1 protein-coding gene and 1 pseudogene are annotated in these 1904 nt (G+C 40.0%); both read right to left on the bottom strand.

Features of this window, described 5'->3' with window-relative positions:
* Positions 1 to 581 (bottom strand): annotated as a pseudogene (locus HUS62_RS22155) (metallophosphatase); the annotation flags it as partial.
* Between the two features lie 367 nt (positions 582 to 948).
* The coding region (locus tag HUS62_RS22150; protein WP_175081179.1) for a cellulose synthase subunit BcsC-related outer membrane protein at positions 949 to 1904 on the bottom strand (956 nt) is incomplete at its 5' end.

Below are 1904 nucleotides of genomic sequence, written 5' to 3'. Positions count from 1 at the left end.
TTAAAGCCAAAGCGCGCGTGTAAATCAGCAACATGAATAAAGCGCACTGTTTGGTTACTGGCTGTGTCATTACATTGCTCGCCAATGGTTTTACTGGCTGCAGGAATTGTGCGAGACATTAAAGCAAAACTACCAAATTCTGTAATAGCACTGACTGCAAATCCATCATCGCTTTGTTCAGTACTGAGAGTTTGCCATTGCTCATCGACTAACTGCACTATGCTAAAGGCAAGGTTAGTTTGTTCATCTGGTAATTTAATCGCTAAACTTAATGGCTCAGCAAATATCAGGTTATTTGGGCGAAAGGTATGAATACTCGAGACAATACCTTGCTCCATATCTGTGCTTGAGGCGGCTGTTTCAGTGTAAGTAAACGTGGTGTCTGTCGCAACCGTGTTACTTATTGCATTAAGTGTGACATCGCCCTGTGCAAATTCAGCTGATAAGCCATTTTCGACCGAAATAATTAAACCAGACTGATCAGGAGCTGTTGCGACTTCTTTTGTTGTTTTATCGCCACCGCATGCTGTTAGTAATAAGCTAGTCAGAATAATGACCAATAGTTGAGTATTAGAGCGCACTTGTTGGTCCCTTTTTCAAAAGAAACTTTATAATTCCAGCTCCCATGTAAACGACATCAAGAAAAATTTGTTTTGTAGAATAAATCATTTTCGTTTTTGCTCAAGTCTTCAGCACATTTATCCAAATTGCAAGTTCAATTATAAAGACTATATGATGAAAGGAAAAAATAACAGGTTAATCACAAAAGCATATGCTTGTTCACTATATTTAAAAAATTACATACTTGTTTTTTAACTATAAATTTTTGTTGGAACCATATTGTATTCCTGTGTTCAACTTTATAATTAATAGGCTCTATTTCTGAAACTATATTATTCATATGCATCATCTGGAGAGGCAATTTTTCTGAATAATACGTTAGGTTAGTTAGTAGTTAGCATAAGGCACAACAGGTTTACCCGGGAAAGCCAGTTCGCTATACACCGGATTAAAGTAATAACGGAAGTACAACTGAGCATAATTCGGCTCGTAAAAATCGGCTCTATCTAAGTTGACGTAACCACCAAAGAACCAATGAGGCGTGAATCGATACTCAAAACTTGCCCCTAAGTTATACGATAAACCACTGCTGGTATCGCCTTCAAAGTAAGGTACAACACCCGTAACAGCTGTTTGAGCCTCTGCTTGGCCTTGCAAAATAGGGTCGTTCGGGAAAAACACGATGTCGTCAGTGGTGGTGGTTGACCAAGATACGCCAGCGCGCAGTCGGTATACAAAATTATGACCAACTCGCTTATCAAAAATCACAGGTAATGAAGCGCCCAAGTAGTTTTGTGGACTGTAATAGCCACCATGTCCCCAGGTTTCTTCACTTAAATTATACTTATACGACCAGTGTAATAAGTTAAGACCTAGGCTTAATTCTGTGTTTCTTTCGCGAATATAACGATAATAACTGCCACCCATTAGGCTGTAGCTTTGATTGTCTTTTACGTTTTTACCTTGCAAGATTTGATAGTTAGTACTGCCCCAAAAACCCCAGTCTAGGCCAAGGTCATGAGATAGACTAAGTTGTAATTGCGTAGCTCTAACACCGCCCCATACTTGGTTGGTAAAGACATCTTCAAGTCCGGCGTAAGATAATACAGAGCTGGTAACCGGGCGTTTATTAAACGTGACGCCATAACCAAAGTCGCCTAAATCACCATTGTAATTAACGCCCCACACGATATCTTCGACTAAAAAGCCAAGTGGAGTGGTACCAACATCAATTCGCCATTGCTCGTTTTGCCAAGCAAGGCCAATATCCATACCTTGTTGCTTTGGTTTTATACTTAAAAGTGGGCAGTCAAAAATACACAGGGCCCCTTGACCATAGCGGC

This window comes from Pseudoalteromonas sp. 0303 (assembly GCF_013349995.1).
Classification (GTDB): domain Bacteria; phylum Pseudomonadota; class Gammaproteobacteria; order Enterobacterales; family Alteromonadaceae; genus Pseudoalteromonas.
The sequence above is the reverse complement of the archived record's forward strand: the minus strand, read 5'-3'. Positions and strand labels throughout refer to the sequence as shown.